Genomic DNA, 16,173 nt, shown 5'->3' with positions numbered 1-16,173 from the left:
CGACACCCCTAGGCCGTCGACATCCTTTGACTTTGCTCAAAGAGGAAGGTCCGGTTCGCGCCTAGAATGGCATCCGATCGCAATGCCAGCTCACCGGAAGGACTCTCCATGCAACCGGCTCTTGTCGCAAAATATGGCGAGGCACGCCTGCCCCGTTACACGAGTTATCCGACGGCGCCCCGCTTTTCGCCCGCTGTCGACGCCAGCACCTATGGCGACTGGCTCGCAGCCATTGCGCCGGGAAAGCCCACGTCGCTCTACCTGCACATTCCGTTCTGTCGATCGATGTGTTGGTACTGTGGCTGTCACACGACGATCACCCAGCGCGACCAGCCAATCCTGGATTATCTCGACATGCTTCGCGAGGAGGTCCGTCTAGTCTCGGCAAACACGTGTGCGCCGCTCAGCATCGACCACGTGCATTTCGGCGGGGGCACTCCGACAATCATGCAGCCGGAGGAGTTCCGGGCGCTTATATCGCTGCTGCGCAAGCATTTCGATTTCGCGAGCACCGCTGAGATCGCCGTGGAAATAGACCCGCGAACCCTCGAGCCGGAAATGGCGATGGCCCTCGGTGAAGCCGGTGTCCGTAGGGCGAGCCTCGGAGTGCAGAGCTTCGATCCGGTCGTGCAGAAGGCGATCAACCGGATCCAGAGCGAGGAGCAGACGATGGAGGCCGTTTCGCGCCTGCGTCAGTCCGGCGTCGATAGCATAAATTTCGATCTCATCTACGGCCTGCCGAACCAGACAATCGAATCTTGCATCGCGACCGCTGAGGCGGCGATCCGGATGGGACCCGAGCGCTTCGCCGTCTTCGGGTACGCTCATATCCCGTCGTTCAAGAAGCACCAGAAGCTGATCGACGAACAGGCGCTTGCTGATGCGGAAGGCCGCGTCGCTCAGGCCGAAGCCATAGCGGCGACGCTCGCCGCCGCCGGCTACCGCCGCATCGGTCTCGACCATTTCGCCCTTCCCGACGACGACCTAGCGATCGCGCAGGCAAGAGGTCAACTGCACCGCAATTTCCAGGGTTACACGACGGATTCCTGCGAAACGCTTATCGGCTTCGGCGCCTCGGCGATCGGGCGGATGAAGGACGGGTATGTGCAGAACGAGGTGCCGCCGGGACTTTACGCTCAGCGCATAGCCTCGGGTCGTCTTGCAACGGTGAAAGGCTACCGGATGACGCCGGAGGATCGGTTGCGGGCAAGCATCATAGAGCGGCTGATGTGCGACTTCGGCGTCGATGTTCCCGCCCTTGCCACTGCGCACGGCTTCGATCCGGAGTTGCTGCTCCACGGCAATAAGAGGCTCGCGATGCTGCAAAGCGACGGCATCCTTGATATCGCCGACGGCGTCATACGGCTGCGCGAGGGGGGACGCTTCCTTATCCGTGCCGCCGCTGCAGCCTTCGACGCCTATATCGATCAATCAGGACGGACGCATAGCAAGGCGGCGTGAAGGCCGCCTCAAGCTGAGAACAGAAAGGCCCGGCATGTACGCGCATGCCGGGCCTTCCGTCTCGCGGCCTGCCCCCGCCTATCTTACAAGGCCGCGATAAATCGCCGGCAGGGCCGCAGGCAGCCTGCCGATATTGCTGACGACGGCGTAGCCGTTCTGACCGAATATGACCGGCACATAGGATCTCGCCTCGCGATCCACTGTCACCCCGAACACGCTTATGCCCGAGCGGCGCGCTTCGCCGACGGCGCGGCGGCTGTCCTCGAGCGCGAAACGCCCCTCGTAGTGGTCGACGTCGTTCGGCTTGCCGTCGGTCAGTACGATGAGGAGCTTGCGGCGGTTCGGCCGTTCGACAAGACGCGCTGCGGCGTGGCGGATGGCCGCGCCCATGCGGGTGTAGTAGCCGGGTTTCAGTGCCGCGATGCGCGCTTCGATCGTCGCGCTCATCGCCTCGTCGAAAGCCTTCACGGTCTCGATGCGCACCCAATCCCGCCGCCGGGACGTGAAGGTGAGGATTTCATGGGCGTCGCCACAGGCGGAAAGCCCATGCGCCAGGATCTGAAGCGCTTGCTTCTCGACATCGAGCACGCGAAGATCGTCGAACCAGGCGTCGGTCGAGAGCGACACGTCCACGAGGATCGTCACCGCAAGGTCGTGCGTCTGCGGACGGCTCATCATGTGGATGCGGTCGCTGCCCTGCCCCCCGGCCCTCAGGTCTGTGCGAGCCCGCACAACCGCGTCGAGGTCGAGATCTGCGCCATCGATCTGCGCCCTCAGCATCTCGTGACGCGGTCGCAACACCTCGAACTGACGTCGCACACGCCGGATCAGGTTCTTCGTCGTCGGATCCGCCTCTCCCGGCAGGTTTTCTGCCGAGGCGGGCGCGGCAAGCACCCGGCAATGGTCCTTGAGGTAGCCGCCGCTGCGATAGTCCCATTCGGAATAGGTGAGTTCCGCCATAAGCGGCGTGCGGTCCAGCGCTTCCGGGGGCAGGTCGAGGTCGAAACGAAAGCGCGCGGCCGGGCGTCCCTTGCGTTCGCCGAGTGTCATGTCGTCGAGTTCGTCCGCGGCGCTAGCGTCGTGGTCATCGGTGTCGTCCGCCGGACGGTCGACATTGACCATTTCCGTCATGGCGAGGATCTTTTCGAAGCGGTTGAGGATGAACGGGCTCCGCTCGGACTGGCGCTGTGCCTCGCGTGTCGCCACATGGCGCGTCGTCTCCGGCCCTCCCGCTCTGTCGCCACCGCGAGCGGGCTCGTCTTCGCCGTTTCGCCTCTCCGTTTCTTCGCGCAGGATCGCGTCGGGCCAGAGCGGCACCGGAAGCATCGGCAGATAGCCGGGTGGCGCGTGCTTGGGAATGATGAGCGGCGGCACGTCGTCGTCGAGGCCGGCACCGGCCCTGAGCATGTAGAGTATCCGGTTTTCGACGTGCTGCTCGACGGAAGGAAGCGAGCGCCGCTGCCGGACGTTGAGCACCGCCCTGCAGAGGCGACGATAGCGTTGCCGCATTGCGGGATAGGTGGCGAGCACCGACCTTACTGTCACACCGGCACGTGAAAGGAGTGCCAGATCGCGCGACAGCGGGTCTGCGGCGCCGACAGGCTTGAGCGGCATGGCGGCCATCATCGCCGCGAGCCAGAAATACAGGTCGCGGTTGAGACGCCGCGAGGGAAAGAGATCGACCTCGGCCGGCAGCATCAGCGTCGCATGGTCGCGCGCCGGCTGGACGAGCTTCTCCTCGCCAAGGCCTATGCGCTGGCGGAAACGCAGCCGGTGCGCGGAGGTCCGGCCGCGGGCTGGCGCGATCTGCACCGCCCGCTCGCCGCCAAGACCGCGGAAGTACACGGCGAGCACGGCCTGGACGTCCTCGAGTCGGACCGCCTCGTGCGGAAAGCGCGGCCAGGTGCGCGTGTTGCCGATCAAGCGATGCCAGGCGCGGCCGACCGTTTCTTCGAGTTCGAGGAAGTCCAGCATTTTCTTATCCTTGGCGGACCACCGCGTCTGCGATCTCGATCAGTGCGGCCTTGACGTCCGGCTCGTCGGTGAGCGGTTCGATCATCGTCGCCAGGACGGCGTCGCGCAGCGGCACTCCGTTGTCGACAAGACTGGCGCAATAGACGAGCAGGCGCGTCGAGACACCCTCCTCAAGATCATGCCCTTTTAGACTCCGTAGTCGATGCGCGAGATCGACAAGCGGCGCGACCCGGCTCTCGTCGAGCCCGCTCTCCTTGCAAACGACAGCAGTCTCGCTCGCCCTCGGCAGGAAGTCGAACTCGATGGCGACGAAGCGCTGGCGCGTGCTCGGCTTGAGGGTCTTGAGCAGGTTCTGGTAGCCCGGATTGTAGGAGACCACCAGCATGAAGCCGGGCGGAGCCTCCAGGAGCTCACCGGTGCGTTCGAGCGGCAGGATGCGCCGGTCGTCGGTGAGCGGATGCAGCACCACCGCGACATCCTTGCGGGCCTCGACGATCTCGTCGAGGTAGCAGATGCCGCCCTCGCGCACGGCCCTGGTCAGGGGACCATCTACCCAGACGGTGTCGCCTCCTTTGAGGAGATAGCGGCCGGTCAGGTCCGCGGCGGCGAGATCGTCGTGACACGACACGGTCGAAAGCGGCAAGCCGAGCTTCGCCGCCATATGGGCTACGAAGCGCGTCTTTCCACAACCGGTCGGGCCTTTCAGCAGAAGCGGAAGCTGGCGCGTCCAGGCGCTTTGGAAGAGCTCGCATTCCCGTCCTGAAGGGGAATAGGCCGGGATGGCCGGATCCGGCATGGGCTGAGCCTTGAGGGCGATGTTCATGGTAATCTCCGAGTTTCGAACTTCAGGCGAGGCGGCCGGCCACGTGGGCCGGNCCGCTTCCCTTCATTCCGCCGGTTGGACGGCTTGGTTGAGGGCCGGGCTAGCGCTCCTGCCGGGAACAAGGACTGCCCAGAAGAACATCAGCGCCGAGATGAGTACGACGACGCCCGAGCCGAGGCGGATCCAGTAGAAGAGAGCCAGTTGCTCCTGCACGGCCATGAAGCTCTCGCCGAGGACGCGCTGCAGGTGGACCTGGAGGACACCGGCGAAGGTGAGCGCGAAGGTCATGACGGACATGGCGCTGCACATGGCCCAGAAGCTCGCAATCGACAGCCACTGGTTGTAGGGCGCCCGTCCCTTGATCTCCGGAATGGCATAGGCCATCACGGCGAGGTTGAGCATCACATAGGCGCCGAAGAAGGCGAGATGCCCGTGCGCAGCGGTGACTTGGGTGCCATGGGTGTAATAGTTGACCGACGAAAGCGTGTGCAGGAAGCCCCAGACGCCGGCGCCGAAGAAGGCCATCACCGAGCAGCCGATCGACCACAGGAGCGCGGCCTTGTTCGGATGCTTGCGGCCGGCCTTCCAGGTCATGACGAAGGTGAAGGCCACCATGGTGAAGAAAGGGGCGACCTCGAGCGTGGAGAAGAGCGAGCCGATCCACTGCCAGTAGCCCGGTGCGCCAATCCAGTAATAATGGTGGCCGGTGCCGAGAATCCCGGAGAAGAGCGCGAGGCCGACGATGACATAGAGCCACTTTTCGACCACCTCGCGGTCGATGCCGTTGAGCTTGATCATCAGGAAGGCCAGAACCGAGGCCATGATCAGCTCCCAGACGCCTTCGACCCACAGATGGACGACGTACCACCAGTACATCTTGTCGAGCGCGAGATTGACCGGGTTGTAGAAGGCGAAGAGGAAGAAGATGGCTACGCCCCAGAGGCCGAAAATCAGGATGTTTGTAACCGTGGTCTTGCGTCCCTTCAGTACGGTCAGGGTGATGTTGAAGAGAAACATCAGGGCGACGACGACGATGCCGACCTTGATCGCGAAGGGCTGCTCAAGAAATTCGCGGCCTTCGTGGATATGGAGGAGATACCCGACGACCGCAACGGCCGCGGCCACCAGGAAGATCCAGAACTGTGCGACCGCGATCTTGGGGCTATAGAGCTCCGTCTCCGCCTCTTCCGGGAGCAGGTAATAGGTGGCGCCCATGAACCCCATCAGCAGCCAGACGATCAGCGCGTTGGTGTGCACCATGCGGACGATGTTGAACGGCAGCAGTTCGGAGAGCGTGTTGGGAAGCACGTAGATGGTGCCGGCGAGCACACCGAAGAGGATCTGGGCAAGAAACAGGCCGAGCGCACCGTAGAAATACAGCATCGCGACCTTTTGGGTTTGATATTTCATGTCTTTTCTCCTTGTCCCGTCGTCTCAGCCGGCCTCGTTCGGGGGCCACTTCTGCGTCTTGATGCGGCTCGTCCATTCGAGGAAATCGGCAAGGTCGTTCAGTTCCTGCTCGGTGAGATCGAACTGCGGCATCTGCCGCCGCCCCTCGGCGCCGGAGGGCTGCGCCGCCATCCAGGATTTGAGCGTCTCGCGCGCGCCTTCCGGGTCGGACTCGCCGCCCCACCGCTTCCAGACATTGCCGAGTTCCGGCGCGAAATAGGCGCCTTCGCCGAGCAGGGTGTGGCAGTTGATGCAGGAGTTCTTCTCCCAGACGTGCTTGCCGCGCGCCACGGAGTCCGTCAGCGTCGACTCGTCGGTGGATACGGTTCTCATGTAGTAGTGGCTGTGGGCTGTGAGGCCGACAAAGATCGCGAAGAAGAAGATGGAGCCGCCGTAGAAGACGTTGCGTGCCCCTGTCTTGGTAAGGCGTTCTGCCATCCCGTGGTCCTTTCGATTCCTGCAGGCCGCTTGCGCGGGCCGGCATGAGCAATTCCCGCCGGTCGGCCGCGGAGTCCCCCCGTCCACCGGTACGCGATCTCTTCTACTGTGCGTGCGCGGGCGTTCTTTGCGTTTCGGCAAACAAGTGACGAAGAGCCCTTCAACCGACGGGCGAAACGGCTGCGATGAGCGCTTTTGCCGCAGCCGCAAGAGCAAAGAAGAGCGGCCAGGCGATAAGGCCGACCCGCAAGACCCGCGGTCCCGAACGCAAGCCCAGAAAGTCCAGCACGACGAGACGGGCCTTCAATACCGCGAGCGTCAGCAAGGTGAGCGTGAACACCAGGGGTACTGCTGGCTCCTGGACCTTGAGAGAGAGCAGCATGCCGGCGAGAACCATCAGGACAAGGACCATCCAGGTCTTCTGCAACTGTCGGGGGTCTCGGTCGGTCATGGTGCTCAAACCAGATAGAGAATAGGGAACATGACGATCCAGACGAGATCGATCACATGCCAGATGGTGGTAACGAGGTCGACATTGGCGCGGCGCGGCTTCCAGGCCACGACGAGCAGCACGATGGCGACGAAGCCGACATGGACGAGATGAAAGCCGGTCAGGAGGAAATAGAGTTCAAAGAAGGAGTGAAACGCGACCTCGCCAGCAAAACGGATCTCCGTGCCGTACTCGTAGATCTTTATGGCAACGAAGGCGAAGCCGAGAAGCGCCGCCAGCACAAGTGCCCGGCGCCGCCTGGCGACTGACGCGCCCTTTCCTGCCGCAACCGCCGCCTGCCAGCCGCTCGTCAGCAGGATGAGCGTGTTGAAGGCGGCTATAGCCGGTTTGAGGTGCAGCCGTGCGACGGCGAAATCGTCGGCAGCAATCAGCGAGGCGACCAGGAAGGCGGCGATAAGGATCCCGAAGGCGGTGAGCTCGCTCCAGATCAGGACCCAGAGGATGAACGTATCGGCTTCCTCTTCGTCGGCCGCGCCGGCCGTCATCGCGTTTTCCATGCCGCATCTCCGCATCGGTTGCCGAAGCGGAATAGGAGAAAGGAGCGCCCGGTTCTTTGCTCTCGATCAAAGACCGGTCCAGCCGACCCGCTATGTTCCGACGAAAAGGAGATCACCATGTCTGATGCGCAGATCGGCCTCTCGGTAGCCACCCCGATCATCATCATCTTCGCACTCGTGCTCTATCGCATGGGTGTCCTGCAACGGACTGGAACGGCCGCCGCCGTGCTGGCGTCGCTCGCCTGCGCCGCCGTCTTGTTCATTGAACGCTGAATGCGGGAGAAACAACGTGGCTATCTCATCTCCGCTCCATCGACTTGAGGCGAAGTATGGCGAGTTGCTCGCGCTTTGCGATGCGGTCGAGTCCATCATCGATTCGCTTGGGGGCCCCATGGACCGGGACCTCTGCATAGCGACCGCGGCAAAGATCCGATCATTGAGCCTTGGACAAACGTCCAATGAGCCGCAGCCTTTGCCGCTTGATGTACGTACGACCCGTGCGGGTCGAGCAGTCGCCTTAGACGGTAGCCACGTCGCAGACACGCTCCGATCGGCCGCATCAGATCGATGCGCAGTTTCTTGGGAGACAGTCGCTTTGATGCTACACGCTTTCCTCGAGGGGCTCCGCCACCATGTTGCAGCGGAACAGGCAATCATCGCCGCGATAAAGCGGTCGAACACAGCGCACTGAGGAAGACGACTATGGCCGAGTTCCTTCTGGCACTGTTCGTCTTTCTCATCCTTCACTCGGTTCCGGCGATCCCCGCCATCCGCGAGCGGCTGTTAATCCTGCTCGGCAGGGCGGCCTATTTCTCGATCTATTCGCTCGCTTCCATACTCGCACTCGCTTGGGTGCTCTACGCGGCGCTTGACGTCGACTACATCCCGCTCTGGCAGCCTGCGGCTTGGCAGGCTTGGGTGACCTTGATCGCCGCTCCGGTCGGCGTGTTTCTCGTGCTTGCCGGTCTCTTCAGTAGCAATCCGCTATCGGTCTCGATCCGCCAAGGACAGAGCCCGGGCTCAATCGTCTCGGTTACTCGCCATCCGGTTCTCTGGGGGTTCGCCATCTGGGCGATCGGCCATCTCGTCGCCAACGGCGACGTTCGCTCGCTGATCCTCTTCGGCGGCTTTGTGCTTTTTGCTCTCGGCACCATACCTATGATCGAAAAGCGCGCCCGGCGCCGACTTGGAGATCAATGGCAGCACCAGTCTGCGAAGACCTCCATTCTGCCGTTCGCCGCCCTCTTCTCCGGGCGCACCCTTTTGTCCGGCGACACGCCAATCGCCATCGCCACCGTGGCAACGGCAGTATTGACCCTATGGCTGCTTGCCGGAGGCCATGCCGCCCTGTTCTATGCCGACCCTCTCCTCCTCGCGACAGCACAATAGTTAGCCATGCCTCAGTCCATCTCACTGGCCTCCCGACCCGAACCTCGGACGTAGCGGATTCAACCGCCTTGCTTGGCTTCATGCCGCTCGCCACCAGCGGTAATGCGGCGCTTGTCCCGGAACCCTATCTCGCCGCAGTGTGCTGACGGTGGGACTGCGGATCCCATTCGGTTGCAAGTGGCTCCCCCGGCAGGCCGACCAGATCGATCGCGCGCGCTGCAAGATGGTCGATGATCTCTTCGACGCTTTGCGGCCGTTGATAGAAGGCCGGCACCGGCGGCATCACGACCGCTCCCATTTCGGTAACTGCCGTCATGTTGCGCAGGTGACCGAGATGCAGCGGCGTCTCGCGCGTCATCAGCACGAGCCTTCGCCGCTCCTTGAGGTGCACGTCCGCCGCTCGCACGATGAGATTGTCCGCAAGACCGGCAGCGATCGCCGCCAGAGTCCGCATCGAACAGGGAACGACAATCATACCGGCAGTCCTAAACGAGCCGCTGGCCGTTGCCGCTCCAATGTCCCGTATTTGATAGCTACGATCAGCGATCGTCAGCAATTGATGCAGCGCGTGCGGGCCGACCTCGTGGAGCAGCGTGCGCCTTGCGGAATCCGAGACGATCAGATGCGTCTCGACGGAAGGGATTTCCGCAAGGCGCTGGACGACCCGGAGCGCCAGCGCGGCACCCGATGCCCCCGAGACGCCGACCACGACCCGTTTCTTACTCATGGCGTTGCTCCCAGGCCCAGTTCAGTCCAAACTTGATCGACCTTCCCGACAACTTCCGCCGACATCTCAAGCACGCGTCCCCATTCGCGGGTTGTCTCCGGCTCGAGCTTGCGCGTCGCGTCGAGTCCGAGCTTGCCACCGAGCCCCGGCTTCGGAGACGCGAAATCGAGGTAGTCGATCGGCGTGTCGTGGAGGATGGTCACGTCGCGGCTGGCGTCGAACCGGGTCGACAGCGCCCAGATGACGTCGCTCCAGTTCCTGACGTGGATATCGGGGTCGACCGCGACGATGAGCTTCGTATAGTTGAACTGCGGCAGCATCGACCAGAGCCCCATCATGATACGCTTCGCCTGACCGGGGTAGCGCTTGTCGATGGAGACGACCATCGCACGATACGAGCAGGCCTCCGGAGGCAGGTAAAGATCGACGATCTCCGGGAACTGCCGCTTCACCAGCGGCAGGAAAAGCTCCATCATAGCCTCGCCGAGCTTCGACGGCTCGTCGGGCGGGCGGCCGGTAAAGGTCGAGAGATAGAATGGCCTGCGGCGCATTGTGATCGCCGACAACGACATCACCGGAAAACGTTCGACGGAGTTGTAGTATCCCGTGTGATCGCCATAGGGACCCTCCTCGGCGGTGTCGTCCGCCGCGACGACCCCCTCGAGGACGATCTCGGATTTGGCCGGAACAGACAGCGGTACCGTGACCGCCGCCGCGACTGGTGGCCGCTCCGCCTTCAGCAGCCCGGCGAAGGCAAGCTCGCTCATGCCTTCCGGCAGCGGCATCACCGCGGCGAGGATCGTTGCCGGGTCGGCGCCGATGGCGACCGCCACCGGCATGGCTTCGCCGCGCTGTTGCCACATGCGATGGTGTCGGGCGCCGCCGCGATGCGCAAGCCAGCGCAGGATGAGTCGGTTCGGTCCGAGCACCTGCATGCGATAGATGCCGACATTGACGTCGCTCGGATCGTCCGGCGCACGGGTGATCACCAGTGGCCAGGTGACGAGCGGCGCCGGCTCTCCCGGCCAGCACCATTGGATCGGCAGCCGCGAAAGGTCGGCCTCCGCGCCGCGCCACACCGTCTCCTGCGCCGGCGGTCGTGCGACGCTTCGCGGCCGCATCGCAAGGGCGGCCTTCAGCAGGGGCAGCTTTCCCCAGGCGTCCGGCAGCGACCGCGGCGATCTCGGTTCCCGCAGTTCCGCCAGCATTTCCGCAAGGCCCGGAAGACCCCCTGCGGGCAGCCCGAAACCCCACTCTATCCGCTCGATCGTACCGAACAGATTGGCGAGCAGCGGAATGTCGCAAATGCGGCCGGAAGCGTCGACCGGCTTCTCGAACAGCAGGGCTGGCCCGTCCGCGAGGAGCACCCGCCGGTGGATCTCGGTGACCTCATGCACGAGCGAAACGGGTCGCGATATACGGCGCAAGCGGCCACGCCGCTCGAGCATGGCGGCGAAGTCCTGGAGGTCGGAAAAGCGGCGGATGACTTGATCGCTGCGATACATGCGAGGTGTCTCGCCCGCGAAAACCCTTCTGTCTTTGCTCCAGCGCAAATTGCCCACGGAGGTTGCCGCTAGGTTCTCCGCAGAAGTAGCCGAGTCGTCATTTGCAAAGGCGAGAGATATGGAATTCCCACGCCCGCTGACAGCACCTCTTGCCGTCGTGCCGATCGCTTTGATCGACGGGGCGGTGAAGTTGATGTTCAAAAGCCTGCTCGACAGGCATCCCGCCCTCTTCGACCGCCTCGGGGAGCACAGGGGGAAGCGCTATGCCTTTTGTCCGCTCGACGTGCCGCTCGTCTTTGTGGTGGAGCCGTCACGCGCGGCGGTGTCGGTAACCCGCAAGCCAACCGAATGCGCTGCAGATGCTCTCGTGGAGGGCCCCCTATTCCTGCTACTGGCGCTTCTGGAAGGCCGCTGCGACGCAGACGCCCTGTTCTTCTCGCGGGCGCTCACCGTCGGCGGAGACATGGAGGCGATGCTGGCCCTCCGCAACGCACTCGACGGCTGCGAGATCGACCTGCCGCGCGACCTTGGCGCTTCCGCCGGGCCGCTCGGACCGCTCGTCAGCCGCACCGCGGCAGCAATCCGCCGCCGCGCACTTGCCGGGGAGAATGCCGCATGGAACTGATCTGCCCGGCGGGGACGCCTGCCGCTTTCCGCGAGGCCGTCGATGCCGGTGCTGAAGCCGTCTATTGCGGCTTCCGCGACGAGACCAATGCGCGGAATTTCCCCGGCCTCAACTTCTCGCGCGAGGAACTCGGCGAAGCCATCGCTTATGCCCATCGGAGAGGCGCTCAGACCTTCGTCGCGCTCAACACCTTCATGCGCGCCGGACATGAAGGCTTGTGGTACCAGGCAGCGGCGGACGCGGTCCGGCTCGGCGCAGACGCGCTCATCCTTGCGGACTTCGGCCTAATGGCCCATGTCGCGGAGACCTATCCCGAGCAGCGGCTGCACGTGTCGGTGCAGGCATCCGCGTCCAATCCGGATGCGGTGAATTTCCTGGTGGGGGCCTTCGGCGCAAAGCGGGTCGTGCTCCCGCGCACGCTGACGATCTCCGACATCGCGCGGCTCGCCCGCCAGATCCGCTGCGAGATCGAGGTCTTCGTCTTCGGCGGGCTCTGCGTTATGGCGGAAGGTCGCTGCTCGCTGTCATCCTACGCCACCGGCAAGTCGCCCAACATGAACGGCGTGTGCTCCCCCGCAAGCCACGTGCGCTATCGGCAGGACCGGGGTGATCTCGTCTCCGAGCTTGGCGCCTACACCATCAACCGCTTTCCCCGTGACGAGGCGGCCGGCTATCCGACGCTCTGCAAGGGGAGGTTCGACATTGCGAATGCCCGCGGCTACGCCTTCGAGGATCCGGTCTCGCTCGACGTCATGGAACAGATCGACGCCCTCCGGGAGGCGGGCGTCAGTGCACTCAAGATCGAAGGGCGGCAGCGAGGCAAGGCCTATGTCGCCGAAGTCGTCGCAACCCTACGCAAGGCACTCGATGCTCGCCCGGAAGAGCGCCGTACGCTTCTGGCCCGCCTCAGACTGTTGAGCGAGGGGCAGCGGACGACGTCCGGCGCCTACGAAAAACGCTGGAGGTAAACAGGCATGAATGCCGGCAAACCCACGCTGACGCTCGGTCCGGTCCTCTATCTCTGGGAGGGGGAAAAATGGCGGGACTTCTACTTTCGCATCGCAGACGAGGCTCCGGTGGCCGACGTCGTCATCGGAGAGACCGTCTGCTCGAAGCGGCTGCACTTTACCGATCCCCATTTCCCGCCGGTGATCGAGCGGCTCCTGGCGGCGGGAAAACGCATCGTCTTTTCCACCCTCGCCCTCGTGACGCTCGAGCGCGAGAGCCAGTATGTGCGCAGTCTGGTTGCCGGCAGCCCCTACCCCGTCGAGGCGAACGATCTCTCCGCTCTGGCCCTGCTTGAAGGCGAGCCGCACTGGATCGGGCCGCTTGTCAACGTCTACAACGCTGCGACGGCCCGTGTGCTTGCGAGGCGGGGCGCAAGGAGCATATGCCTGCCCCCCGAACTTCCGGCAAGTTCAATCGCCGAGATCGTTTCGCAAACGCCCGGCGTCGCCTTCGAAATGCTCGCCTTCGGCCGCATGCCACTTGCAATTTCGGCCCGCTGCGCTCATGCGCGCGCCAAGGGGCACATCAAGGACAACTGCCAGTTCGTCTGCAAGGACGATCCTGACGGACTGGCCGTGAACACGCTCGACGGGCAGTCCTTTCTGGCGCTCAACGGCGTGCAGACGGTTTCCTTCACCTGTCAGGCGCTCCTAGCCGATCTGTCGGACCTCATCGGTTCCGGAGTGAGGCGCTTTCGCCTTTCGCCACAGGATTGCGACATGGTGGCGGTCGCCCGTCTCTACGACGAGGTCCTGCAGGGCCGCGTGGATGCTGAAGACGGTCTCGTCCGGCTGCGGCAGATCTATCCCGCCGCCCCGTTCTCCAACGGGTTTCACCACGGACAGGAAGGCGCCGCCTGGGTCGCCCGCGCACGCAACATTGCACACGGAGCAAACGCATGAAAGCGAACGATTCCGCATTGGAAATCGCCTCGACCTTCGCACAAGCAAACGAGGAGATCAGAAGCGCAGTCGGGCGCATGCGTGGCGCGGTCCTGAGCAGCGCCATCGATTGTGAATGCCGCGACCGAGTGGACGGGGCGCTGCCGATGAGCAACGGCGAAGGATCGAGGCGCTGCTCGTGCTGCTTGCTGATTTCGACTCGAACGAACCCGCGGCGCTGGACGACGGCATGATTGTTGAAGCCGGCCTGCTCTTCGGCGACATCGCCGCGACCGCAGAACTGGGTTCAAGTCTGTTGAGACAATCGCGCCAGCTTCGGTTTGCAAGCGACATGGTGAAGGAGGTTTCCGAAAGCGCCAGTTGCGCGTCTGCTGGCATCGATGAAAGCCACTCAGTATAATGAAGGGATGGACTGTATGAACGCCTTGAAGCGAACCCCGTGGCGAGAAGCGGCACTGGACATCGTCATGTCTCAGACCATCGCTCTTGGGGAGATGAGTTCTCTTTTCGAAGCGCTCCAGGAGGAGCAAAAGCACGCCGGCGGTACAGATCGGCGTGCTTTTCGTGACACGTGCCGTCCTCTCCTTATCCGACCCTGACGGCCGGTAAGAAAATGAAGCCGCGATAGCCGACTGTTGGGAGCGCAAGCTTTGATAATTGGTCTGCTCTTCGGGGAACTCGCTGAATCCAAAAAATAAGCTTTGCGCCCTCCCCAGTTACATACATGGCGTGAGAGTGAATTAGATTGACATCGGCCTTCCCAGGCGCTCCCGCGCGACTCACCTCGCTGCCGCTTAGACCAAGAGTGAGACTACCGTCTGTCTACCGGATAGGTCGCCAGGCGGTAGTCTCGTCGACACCGCGGTCTGTAATCGAAGACTCAACCGTTCAGATCGAGAACGATACGGCCGTCTATCTTGCCTTCTTCCATCCTCTCGAAGATGGCGTTGATGTTCTCGATCTTGTCCCATGAGAAGTGGGCCGCGACCTTGCCCTCGCCGGCAAATTCTAATGCCTCCTCGAGATCCTGGCGGGTGCCGACGATCGAACCGCGCACCGTGATACGCTTCAGCACCGTGTCGAACACCGGCAGGCAGATCTGGCCGGGCGGCAGACCGACCAGTGCCATCGTACCTTTCGAACGCAGCATGCTGTAGGCCTGTTCCATGGCCTTAGGCGAGACTGCCGTGACCAGCGCGCCGTGCAGGCCGCCTGTTCGCCTCTGCACCTCTTTGACGACGTCGGGCTCCCGCGCGTCGACAACAAGATCGGCGCCGAGGTTCTCGGCAAGGGCGAGCTTGTCGGAGAATATGTCGGCTGCGGCGACATGCATGCCCATGGCCTTGGCGTACTGGACGGCCATGTGGCCGAGGCCGCCGATGCCGGAGATGAGAACCCATTCTCCGGGTCTGACCTCCGTCTCCTTTAGGCCTTTGTAGACTGTCACGCCGGCACAGAGCACCGGAGCGGCCGGTCCGAATTCCAACGTCGTGGGCAGCCGCCCGACGTAATCGGGATCAGCTAGGCCATATTGGGCAAAAGTGCCGTCGACCGAGTAGCCGGTATTCTGCTGGCTGCCGCAGAGCGTCTCCCATCCGGTGCGGCACGGCGTGCAGCAGCCGCAGGCGGTGTGCAACCACGGCACGCCGACCCGGTCCCCTTCCTTCAGGCGCGTGACGCCGGCGCCGAGCTTGGCAACGTAGCCGACGCCCTCGTGACCGGGAATGAAAGGCGGACTGGGTCTCACCGGCCAGTCGCCCTTGGCGGCATGCAGGTCGGTGTGGCACACGCCCGTGGCCTCGTATTTGATCAGGACCTGTCCGGGTCCTGGCTGCGGAACCGGAACTTCCTCAATCACAAGCGGCTTGCCGAACTCTCGGACCACAGCGGCTGTCATCGTCATGTCGATATCCTCCAAAGCTCGATGTTGGCGCCGGCGGAGCCGGCATTGCGCACCTCCTTCGAGCAGCGCTAACGAGCAAGAGCTTAGCCGCTGGGCGAGCCACCGTTCCTTGACGGGTATCAAAGAAGGGCATTTCCACGAGGAAGCTGTCTCAGAAGCGAGACGGTGGCCCGCACAAACCAGGGCCGCTCGACCTGGCTGGCAACCCTGACTTGGATGCGGTGGCAGAGGGACAGCACGGGCACATTCGCCTTAACGATTTTGGATGAACCTACTTTGCCAGCGGCGGGGTATCTGGAACGCTGCGGCAGTAAGCAACAGGGCAGCAAGCGACGGCACCCATAGAGCGAGATCCCCTGCTTCTCGCACCAGGACCGCGCCCATGATGGCTCCTGCAAACATGCCGAGCCACGGCACGATCTGAATGATCCACTGCGTGTTGCGGACGCCCATCGCCCACCGCCCGAGTCCACGGCCGAAGCGCGAGAGTGCCCCCGTGACGTACGTCAAACCAACCGGCAGACCTTCGATCTGCTCGACAGAGGCGTTGACCGCTCCCATGGCGAAAATGAGCAAAACGAAACGGAGTTCTGGTTGGCCTTCTTGCAACGCGGCGCATGCGAGGAGAACCGATACAAACAACAAGGCGGCTTGCGGTCTAAGCCGGATCGATACGATCACGCCCGCGGCGTTCCCGAATACGAAGCTGACCAGCCCTCCGATGAGAAGCAACCCTTGAGCGGCCTCGCCTTGGACGAGGGCGACGGACGCACGAGTCGTGTTGCCGCTCATGAAGGACACGAAGTCTCCGATGGACATGAGTCCTATGGCGTCGGTCATGCCCGCCAGGAACGATATTGCAGCGACAAGCGCAAGACCAACAGAACTCCGCCGCCGTTTTATGATCCGCCTCCGCCGCTGCACCGTCATTGGTTTCTTCCCAAATTGAAACGCAGGAACG

17 protein-coding genes are annotated in these 16,173 nt (G+C 63.2%); 7 read left to right on the top strand and 10 right to left on the bottom strand.

Going from position 1 to position 16,173, the window contains the following annotated elements; translation table 11 throughout:
* The first annotated feature begins 108 nt into the window (after positions 1 to 108).
* Entirely contained in the window at positions 109 to 1,461 is a 1,353-nt protein-coding gene (gene hemN, locus ACTJKL_RS22915; protein WP_440853870.1) for an oxygen-independent coproporphyrinogen III oxidase, read from the top strand.
* 78 nt (positions 1,462 to 1,539) lie between these two features.
* On the opposite strand, the gene ACTJKL_RS22910 is transcribed toward hemN, so the two are convergent.
* The 6 genes from ACTJKL_RS22910 to ACTJKL_RS22885 form a co-directional block, all read right to left on the bottom strand.
* On the bottom strand, positions 1,540 to 3,435 hold the full coding sequence (locus ACTJKL_RS22910) for a nitric oxide reductase activation protein NorD (protein WP_440853869.1): 1,896 nt from the start codon (positions 3,433 to 3,435) through the stop codon (positions 1,540 to 1,542).
* A gap of 4 nt (positions 3,436 to 3,439) precedes the next feature.
* The gene (locus ACTJKL_RS22905) at positions 3,440 to 4,258 is read right to left on the bottom strand and encodes a CbbQ/NirQ/NorQ/GpvN family protein (RefSeq protein WP_379939568.1); all 819 of its coding nucleotides are present in this window, start codon (positions 4,256 to 4,258) and stop codon (positions 3,440 to 3,442) included.
* 63 nt (positions 4,259 to 4,321) lie between these two features.
* The gene (locus ACTJKL_RS22900; protein WP_440853868.1) at positions 4,322 to 5,668 is read right to left on the bottom strand and encodes a cbb3-type cytochrome c oxidase subunit I; all 1,347 of its coding nucleotides are present in this window, start codon (positions 5,666 to 5,668) and stop codon (positions 4,322 to 4,324) included.
* A gap of 24 nt (positions 5,669 to 5,692) precedes the next feature.
* The gene (locus tag ACTJKL_RS22895) at positions 5,693 to 6,145 is read right to left on the bottom strand and encodes a c-type cytochrome (RefSeq protein WP_102763141.1); all 453 of its coding nucleotides are present in this window, start codon (positions 6,143 to 6,145) and stop codon (positions 5,693 to 5,695) included.
* Between the two features lie 160 nt (positions 6,146 to 6,305).
* Positions 6,306 to 6,596, bottom strand: a complete 291-nt coding sequence (locus ACTJKL_RS22890; RefSeq protein ID WP_440853867.1) for a cytochrome C oxidase subunit IV family protein — start codon at positions 6,594 to 6,596, stop codon at positions 6,306 to 6,308.
* A 5-nt stretch (positions 6,597 to 6,601) separates the two neighbouring features.
* Complete coding sequence (locus tag ACTJKL_RS22885) at positions 6,602 to 7,153, bottom strand: cytochrome c oxidase subunit 3 (RefSeq protein WP_440853866.1); 552 nt, start codon at positions 7,151 to 7,153, stop codon at positions 6,602 to 6,604.
* A 117-nt stretch (positions 7,154 to 7,270) separates the two neighbouring features.
* On the opposite strand from ACTJKL_RS22885, the gene ACTJKL_RS22880 reads away from it, so the two are divergent.
* A complete protein-coding gene (locus ACTJKL_RS22880; RefSeq protein WP_011970971.1) occupies positions 7,271 to 7,426 on the top strand; it encodes a hypothetical protein in 156 nt (51 codons plus the stop codon).
* Between the two features lie 429 nt (positions 7,427 to 7,855).
* Complete coding sequence (locus ACTJKL_RS22875) at positions 7,856 to 8,542, top strand: NnrU family protein (protein WP_440853865.1); 687 nt, start codon at positions 7,856 to 7,858, stop codon at positions 8,540 to 8,542.
* A 124-nt stretch (positions 8,543 to 8,666) separates the two neighbouring features.
* On the opposite strand, the gene ACTJKL_RS22870 is transcribed toward ACTJKL_RS22875, so the two are convergent.
* Positions 8,667 to 9,269 carry a UbiX family flavin prenyltransferase gene (locus ACTJKL_RS22870; RefSeq protein WP_440853864.1) on the bottom strand — a complete coding sequence of 201 codons (603 nt, stop codon included), beginning with the start codon at positions 9,267 to 9,269 and terminating at the stop codon, positions 8,667 to 8,669.
* Positions 9,266 to 10,774 (bottom strand): UbiD family decarboxylase, encoded by a 1,509-nt coding sequence (locus ACTJKL_RS22865; RefSeq protein WP_440853863.1) that lies wholly within the window; start codon positions 10,772 to 10,774, stop codon positions 9,266 to 9,268. Before ACTJKL_RS22865 ends, ACTJKL_RS22870 begins: the two co-directional genes overlap by 4 nt.
* Positions 10,775 to 10,892: 118 nt before the next feature.
* On the opposite strand from ACTJKL_RS22865, the gene ubiT reads away from it, so the two are divergent.
* From ubiT to ACTJKL_RS22845, 4 genes are all read left to right on the top strand, one after another.
* A complete protein-coding gene (gene ubiT / locus ACTJKL_RS22860; RefSeq protein ID WP_324765244.1) occupies positions 10,893 to 11,399 on the top strand; it encodes a ubiquinone anaerobic biosynthesis accessory factor UbiT in 507 nt (168 codons plus the stop codon).
* A complete protein-coding gene (ubiU, locus tag ACTJKL_RS22855; protein WP_338280739.1) occupies positions 11,390 to 12,367 on the top strand; it encodes a ubiquinone anaerobic biosynthesis protein UbiU in 978 nt (325 codons plus the stop codon). Before ubiT ends, ubiU begins: the two co-directional genes overlap by 10 nt.
* Before the next feature lie 6 nt (positions 12,368 to 12,373).
* Complete coding sequence (gene ubiV / locus ACTJKL_RS22850; RefSeq protein ID WP_440853862.1) at positions 12,374 to 13,309, top strand: ubiquinone anaerobic biosynthesis protein UbiV; 936 nt, start codon at positions 12,374 to 12,376, stop codon at positions 13,307 to 13,309.
* 178 nt (positions 13,310 to 13,487) lie between these two features.
* Complete coding sequence (locus ACTJKL_RS22845; protein ID WP_411933430.1) at positions 13,488 to 13,709, top strand: hypothetical protein; 222 nt, start codon at positions 13,488 to 13,490, stop codon at positions 13,707 to 13,709.
* A gap of 480 nt (positions 13,710 to 14,189) precedes the next feature.
* On the opposite strand, the gene adhP is transcribed toward ACTJKL_RS22845, so the two are convergent.
* A complete protein-coding gene (adhP, locus tag ACTJKL_RS22840; protein WP_324765240.1) occupies positions 14,190 to 15,212 on the bottom strand; it encodes an alcohol dehydrogenase AdhP in 1,023 nt (340 codons plus the stop codon).
* A 252-nt stretch (positions 15,213 to 15,464) separates the two neighbouring features.
* Complete coding sequence (locus tag ACTJKL_RS22835) at positions 15,465 to 16,142, bottom strand: YoaK family protein (RefSeq protein WP_411933431.1); 678 nt, start codon at positions 16,140 to 16,142, stop codon at positions 15,465 to 15,467.
* Positions 16,143 to 16,173 lie beyond the last annotated feature (31 nt).

The sequence above is a fragment of the Sinorhizobium sp. 22678 genome (assembly GCF_052044265.1).
Lineage (GTDB): Bacteria > Pseudomonadota > Alphaproteobacteria > Rhizobiales > Rhizobiaceae > Sinorhizobium > Sinorhizobium meliloti_A.
The sequence above is the reverse complement of the archived record's forward strand: the minus strand, read 5'-3'. Positions and strand labels throughout refer to the sequence as shown.

Excerpts from the sequence above, each read along its gene's own strand:
- ACTJKL_RS22865 (WP_440853863.1), bottom strand. The coding sequence starts at position 10,774 with ATGTATCGCAGCGATCAAGTCATCCGCCGCTTTTCCGACCTCCAGGAC.
- ACTJKL_RS22835 (WP_411933431.1), bottom strand. The coding sequence starts at position 16,142 with ATGACGGTGCAGCGGCGGAGGCGGATCATAAAACGGCGGCGGAGTTCT.
- ACTJKL_RS22875 (WP_440853865.1), top strand. The coding sequence starts at position 7,856 with ATGGCCGAGTTCCTTCTGGCACTGTTCGTCTTTCTCATCCTTCACTCG.
- adhP (WP_324765240.1), bottom strand. The coding sequence starts at position 15,212 with ATGACGATGACAGCCGCTGTGGTCCGAGAGTTCGGCAAGCCGCTTGTG.
- ACTJKL_RS22890 (WP_440853867.1), bottom strand. The coding sequence starts at position 6,596 with ATGACCGACCGAGACCCCCGACAGTTGCAGAAGACCTGGATGGTCCTT.
- ACTJKL_RS22895 (WP_102763141.1), bottom strand. The coding sequence starts at position 6,145 with ATGGCAGAACGCCTTACCAAGACAGGGGCACGCAACGTCTTCTACGGC.
- ACTJKL_RS22885 (WP_440853866.1), bottom strand. The coding sequence starts at position 7,153 with ATGGAAAACGCGATGACGGCCGGCGCGGCCGACGAAGAGGAAGCCGAT.
- ubiV (WP_440853862.1), top strand. The coding sequence starts at position 12,374 with ATGAATGCCGGCAAACCCACGCTGACGCTCGGTCCGGTCCTCTATCTC.
- ACTJKL_RS22870 (WP_440853864.1), bottom strand. The coding sequence starts at position 9,269 with ATGAGTAAGAAACGGGTCGTGGTCGGCGTCTCGGGGGCATCGGGTGCC.
- ACTJKL_RS22880 (WP_011970971.1), top strand. The coding sequence starts at position 7,271 with ATGTCTGATGCGCAGATCGGCCTCTCGGTAGCCACCCCGATCATCATC.
- ubiU (WP_338280739.1), top strand. The coding sequence starts at position 11,390 with ATGGAACTGATCTGCCCGGCGGGGACGCCTGCCGCTTTCCGCGAGGCC.
- ACTJKL_RS22900 (WP_440853868.1), bottom strand. The coding sequence starts at position 5,668 with ATGAAATATCAAACCCAAAAGGTCGCGATGCTGTATTTCTACGGTGCG.
- ubiT (WP_324765244.1), top strand. The coding sequence starts at position 10,893 with ATGGAATTCCCACGCCCGCTGACAGCACCTCTTGCCGTCGTGCCGATC.
- hemN (WP_440853870.1), top strand. The coding sequence starts at position 109 with ATGCAACCGGCTCTTGTCGCAAAATATGGCGAGGCACGCCTGCCCCGT.
- ACTJKL_RS22910 (WP_440853869.1), bottom strand. The coding sequence starts at position 3,435 with ATGCTGGACTTCCTCGAACTCGAAGAAACGGTCGGCCGCGCCTGGCAT.
- ACTJKL_RS22905 (WP_379939568.1), bottom strand. The coding sequence starts at position 4,258 with ATGAACATCGCCCTCAAGGCTCAGCCCATGCCGGATCCGGCCATCCCG.